Origin of the sequence: uncultured Kiloniella sp. (assembly GCF_937128705.1) — a bacterium.
Lineage (GTDB): Bacteria > Pseudomonadota > Alphaproteobacteria > Kiloniellales > Kiloniellaceae > Kiloniella.
This window is the reverse complement of record NZ_CAKZMP010000278.1, coordinates 1-5,559: the sequence shown is the minus strand read 5'-3', so window position 1 is coordinate 5,559 and position 5,559 is coordinate 1. Positions and strand designations below refer to the sequence as shown.

Here is a 5,559-nt window from a genome sequence, read left to right as displayed (position 1 = left end):
GGACCGGTTGGGCCGATGCCAGATTACTCTGTGCGAATTCGTAGCGCAGGTAATACTGGGTGATCGTCTCTTGGGCATTAATGACGACCTCTTTTTGGGAGAGCAGGAACTTAGTATATAACTCGGTTAGAGCATTATTAATCTGCAATAGGACCTTGGGTAGGTCCGCTGCCAGAATGGTCCCATCGCCGGCAGAAGCCATTTTCAGGTTAGAGAGCTCGCCATAAGCCAATCGTCGAATAAGTTCGCTTGTCAGGATATTGCTCATAATAACCTCGTAAACCAGAATTGTCTCAATAGATGCTATACGACGTATGAGTCAATGCTAGAGGATTCTTCCTGCATATCATCACCGTAAATCGCATCGGTCTGAATTTCGGGAGATTCTTCACTAGGTGCCCAGGCTCCAATTTCAGCGAGCATAGAAATTGTATCAATACAATCGTCTTGCCCTTTGAGACCTGTTCGGGTGGCGAGGGAGAGCTCAGAAACAAACTGCCGCATAATGGGAGCCTCTTTCATTTGAGCGGGAAAAAACATTTTTCCTTGGGTGAACCAAGGAACAGTGAGGTTGAACCGCTGAAGCTTGTTGGCCACTGGTTTGATCCCGGGCCGGCCTTTCTGTGAGGCAAAATTAAACCAAACGTTCCGCTCGAGCTGCTGCTCCTGGAGCCAGTCAATGAAAGCTGACTGTTGTCCGGAAATCTCTACCCCCACGAGCTGTGGTCGATATTGAGATACGAGCCGGAATAGTTCGTTGATGGAAACCGGCATTTTCTGGCGCGCACATACTCCATCGACCCAGAACCAGTCGCGATTCGAGTTGTAGGCCCAAACAGAAATGACTGCGTTGTCCGATGCTTGCTTGTCGGTAGTGGCAAAGTCGGTCGTGATATAGAAGTTGAAGGCGCCTCTACGGGAGAGAAGGGCCTGACGATCGTACCATCGTATTTCTGAGTCCTGTACAAGGCGTTCCTCCTCTGAGCTGATTCGGAGCATAAGCTCCTGCAGAAAGGCTGTCTGCTTTCCTGCTTTTACCGAGTCATTATATTGCTCTACCACATAATCGTATGTGAAGCGATCTTCCCAGGATCCAGCAAACTCTTCTCTTGAGCAGGGGAACTTTTCACATACAGGCCAGACGTTTACGTCCCAGGCACCAGATTCAACAGCCTGATAGAGGATGTCTTTCTTGTTAAAGGGTGTCCCGTTGAAGATGATTTTTCTTCGGGTTGGGTCAAGTGCATAGTCGATGCCCTTGTAGACGGTGTCGTTAATAGCTTCCATGGCTGCTTTTGACCGTGCATCATCGTCCGAAACCAGGTCGTCCAACACGGCAAGCTTAGGTCGTTTACCGAAGATTTTCGTACCACGGATACCGGTGTTATGAGTTCGGATCAGATCTTCGCCTGCAACATACTGATTATCGCCCGCCTCGACAGAAATACACTGAGAGGGTTCGTCATCAATACGAGTGATCGACTTAATACTGACTTTGTCGTTTCTCAGATGACGCTCCAGAGCTTTTTTCCGCGGAAGGCGAAAAAGACTCAAGCCTTCCTGAAGACGCACAGAACACTTCCAGGCATTGGTTTTACCTGTGTTAACCCAGCGAGCAGTTCCTCCCAAAGAGCGAACCAACCACATGACATCTTCTACGAGTTTTTTAGATGCTGAGCAAAATGAGGATTTACCGTCTTTGGTGCAAGTCCCGTCAGTATCCATCAACCCTTGAAAGACTGCGAGTCTTTGATCCACAGAAGCAAATTTATAATCGTCCGGTACAAATTTAAGATCTCCATGGCAATCCAAGCCACTGGCACGGATAAGGTGTGCGATATCCCGCACTGTCCGGCTAATAACATTAGGCCGACGAGAATCCCTTTGGATTTTGCCTAAGGCATACGGGATTTGTGTTTTGAAGAAATCCCAATCTAGCTCATCACCTGTCATCACTACAGCTGATTGAAGGGATCCATCCCCAATCAAGAGACCTACAGTATACGGGTCAAGTAACTGGTTTTTGTTCTCCATGAACCCCATTGGTTCAATGTTCTGAATCCAGAGAAGAGGTCTCTGGCTGCCTTTGGGGTCTGTGATGTAAAGCGGCTCCTTTAAGAGCTCAGCAGTCGTGTACGTACCCTCTTCCAGGGTGTACTTCGAGAAGGTCTTTTCTGATTGGAATTTTTTAACCCAGACCTGATTCAGATGCTCTTCACAGACTTTCAAAATACGTCCGTCTGCCAGCTCAAGATTATACATCGGTCGATTAAAGATTTCGCTTTTGTCGTAGATGCGAGTAGGCTTTCCATTCGCACCAATAATGATATCTCCAATTTGAGCCGAGCCAACAGTAGTCACGCCCCCATCAGCTAGATATAGCTCAGTGTCTAAAGAAAGGGCCTTGGCACCGAACATTTTGATCCCAAAGCGCTTGCCCTCTTTGTTGACATACTCGATGTAGTTATCGGTGAACTTCGCCTCTGGCAAATACTCCTGAAGGAATTCCGAATTATGATACCTAAACTCGATGTTCTTGCGCGCAGACTTCACGCCATTGTCCATACTATCCGAGACATAGATCATGGAATCGAGCTCCCCAAAGTCTGGAAGCTCTCGAAAAATCGCCACATAGAAATTGAGGTATTCGAAGAAGAGCGTGGTTTTCGCTATTCCACGATGGCAAAGGTTGGCGATGCGGTGTACCGGGGACACCACCTTATCAAGCATTTTTAAGTGAACCACCGGCGTGGAGTGAGATTCTCCTTCCGCACCGTTGATCAGCTTGATCATATTCATAAACTTCAGGGCGAAATCTGACGGTACATAGTTGCCTGTGTTCAAGTCAGTATAGTCGACTTCGTCGAGCCAATCGTCGACGGTCTTCTTCAGATCTTCAATTTGCTCTGAATCGATAATCCCCGGCATATCGGCAATCTCGGGAGCAGCTACCATTTCCGGCATAGTCGACATTAGGAGTCTTCTTTCTCAAACATTTTTTGATGGGCGATATCTCGGGTTCGGGCGCCACCTTCAATTTGATTGATTTGATTATCAGCAACTTCCTGCATGATGCTCTTAAGCTCATCGATACCAGAATTGTCCTTCACAGTCACATCCAGCTGGACTTGGCTCTTCTCCGGAGCCCGGGTTGCCTCGAGAACGGCTTTGGCCGCATCCACCATAACTTTTTCAGATTTGGCGTTCATCATCAGGTCTGCACAGACATTGAGTGCTTTCTGGTGCAGATCCACATTAAGAACAAAAGACGGGATCAGAGCTTGCTCTATGATCGTATTGACAAGCTTGCCTTTGGAATAGCTGTGAACAAATCCCGAGATATAAGAATCGTTTCGGTTCTCAGCTCGCATTCGAGCCATCTTATCAGGAAACGTCAGACCCCAGGCGCTCTGATTCGTATGGCCCATCATCTTGTAAGTCGCATAGGCACAGGCATTAAGATAATCCTCAAGCTTGAACTTACCCTCTTTCATGATGTTGTTGAAGCCCAAGAAGTTGTCCCGGATCTCATCAGCGACATCTGGATCCTGAGAAACAGAGTTAAGCTTCGCCATTAGAGAATCAGTAACTTTGGTTCGAAGCTGTGCCGGCAAGGCTTCTTTGATGTCCGCTTTAGAGTAACGACCTTCTTCGATAGGTTCCTGGGGATCCATTGAAGATTCTTGAATTAACTCAGCTTCGACTTCCGGTGGAATGTCCGGTTGCATGTCCGCCATTTTGAAGATGTCTAGCCGGCCCATATGATCGATACTCCTTAGGTTGCTATTAGTCCTGTATTAATCGTTATAGTGAATTACAAGCCCCTTAAAAGAAAAAGGCGGCCCGAAAGCCGCCTTCTCCCTTATTTGGTACCCGCACCCATTACAGCTGTGGTTTAGGCAAACCCGTTAGGGGGTCCAATTCCCCCGTAGGCTCAGCTGGTGCGTCGGGCTCAGCCACAACAGGATCAGGTCCTGTCTCTGTCGCTTCGGCGTCTAAGCCTTCAGTCGACGTTTCCGGAGCAGCAGGTTCAGTTGCTGGCTCAGTCACTGAGGGTGCTTCGTCCGACGCAGGTGTTGGCATATCGGGCAAAGTAGGCTGTTCGTCAACCATTTCCGGATCACCCAGGGCCGGCTCAGCTACCGTAGGAGTTTCAGGCTCCCCAGTAGGTTGTTCCGGAGCTGGCTCAGTTACTGCTGGCTGGCCCAGGGTATCTGCGCCCGGGAGACCCAGGCTCCCAGCACCTGGAAGACCAAGATCGCCGGCAACAGGCTCTGTGACAGAGACTGGCTGTTCAGCGATCACTGGTTCAGGTGTTGGAGTAACTGGCTCTGGAGCTGTCGCGGGAGCGTCAACCGGTGTTAAACCAGGAACTTCAAGAGCAGCCGCTGCGCCGACTGGGTCTGCAGCTGCATCGACTGGAGCCGGGTTGTCGGTAATGACGATAGAATCTGCACCAGGATTAATTTCCTCAGTAACAGCTTCTGCCGCTTCCAGTTCAGCTGTTGCGGCAGCGGCCTCTGCGGCTTCTGCTTCAGCCAGTGCCAGAGCCTCAGCATCGGCAACAGTGTCTGCTTCAAGAACCAAAGGCGGAAGGACCGTCAGAGCTTTCAAGAAGTTAGTGATGACGATCGGCGCTTCAGCAAGTTGCTTTTGGGTTTCGCCCAATTCAGCTTCGAGAGCCAGTCGTTCAGCATGAGCTGCAACGGCGCGGTCGGCGTAGTCTTTGGTTTCGGCGTCCTTGTTGGAAATCTTTCCAATCAGGTCGTCCATACGTGTGGCAATGGCCACAAACGAGTTCGACATGTCTTTTCTCCAGAATGCGAGTTTCATATTCTTGGGTCCTTAGCTAAGTCCGACCCTCACACCCGTGGAGGCCAGAACCATCGCATACCATCAGTTGGTTCTTCTGAAAACAGCACATCGGCCAATCCGAGAGGAGTATCCAGATTACGATAAATTAGGAGATCCACGGTGAAATCATCGATAACCCGAGTGATTATTGCAGGTACAGGATCTTGGGTGTGCCCACGCTGAGCTTGGTCGGGAGAATCAAAATGCACAATACGGCCTATTGATGGCTTCATGCTTCTTCTCCCTGGTACATGCGTTCTTTGAGAAGGTAGCCTTCGAGCTCCCAGATTTTGCGAACAGCATCCTGGACAGCAAACTTGCGTCCCAGATGAACATTGAAGTTCTTTGGATCCGCGGCGCCAGATTTGCCGATGACGGAAAACCCATTGTCGAGAACCACGTTGGCAACGGTAACGCCCGGGCTCGAGGTTGGGTTCCAATATTCAACGGATGAGATCTTCTCATGGATCTCGGAAAGGTCGACACGGTTGTCAGTTTTAGCGACTGCCTTGGCTTCGGCATTTGAGGCTTCAAGCGCCTCGCTCTTGAGGGGATCGTCCATAATGGTTCCTTCTTGGGTTTTAGGAATTAACGGGCTTATAGCCGGTAATCGAGAAATGCAAGTGCCTCGCGCGCGCGCGTTTATATCTCCCCATAAGTAAACCCATATGGATATAGTGTATTATATTAGGGGAAGGGGGAGGG

Annotated in this window: 6 protein-coding genes; all 6 read right to left on the bottom strand. The window is 49.4% G+C overall.

Going from position 1 to position 5,559, the window contains the following annotated elements; all coding sequences use genetic code 11:
* On the bottom strand, nt 1–268 hold a 268-nt coding region (locus tag Q0241_RS14200), incomplete at its 3' end, for a hypothetical protein (RefSeq protein WP_299378621.1).
* A 35-nt stretch (nt 269–303) separates the two neighbouring features.
* On the bottom strand, nt 304–2,973 hold the full coding sequence (locus Q0241_RS14195) for an LAGLIDADG family homing endonuclease (RefSeq protein ID WP_299198181.1): 2,670 nt from the start codon (nt 2,971–2,973) through the stop codon (nt 304–306).
* Nucleotides 2,973–3,761: a hypothetical protein gene (locus Q0241_RS14190; protein ID WP_299198178.1), complete on the bottom strand. Its 789-nt coding sequence runs from the start codon at nt 3,759–3,761 to the stop codon at nt 2,973–2,975. Before Q0241_RS14190 ends, Q0241_RS14195 begins: the two co-directional genes overlap by 1 nt.
* A 121-nt stretch (nt 3,762–3,882) precedes the next feature.
* Nucleotides 3,883–4,806 (bottom strand): hypothetical protein, encoded by a 924-nt coding sequence (locus Q0241_RS14185; RefSeq protein WP_299198176.1) that lies wholly within the window; start codon nt 4,804–4,806, stop codon nt 3,883–3,885.
* Nucleotides 4,807–4,862: 56 nt separating this feature from the next.
* Nucleotides 4,863–5,087: a hypothetical protein gene (locus Q0241_RS14180; RefSeq protein WP_299198174.1), complete on the bottom strand. Its 225-nt coding sequence runs from the start codon at nt 5,085–5,087 to the stop codon at nt 4,863–4,865.
* Nucleotides 5,084–5,416 carry a Gp49 family protein gene (locus Q0241_RS14175; protein ID WP_299198172.1) on the bottom strand — a complete coding sequence of 111 codons (333 nt, stop codon included), beginning with the start codon at nt 5,414–5,416 and terminating at the stop codon, nt 5,084–5,086. Before Q0241_RS14175 ends, Q0241_RS14180 begins: the two co-directional genes overlap by 4 nt.
* Between the last annotated feature and the right edge of the window lie 143 nt (nt 5,417–5,559).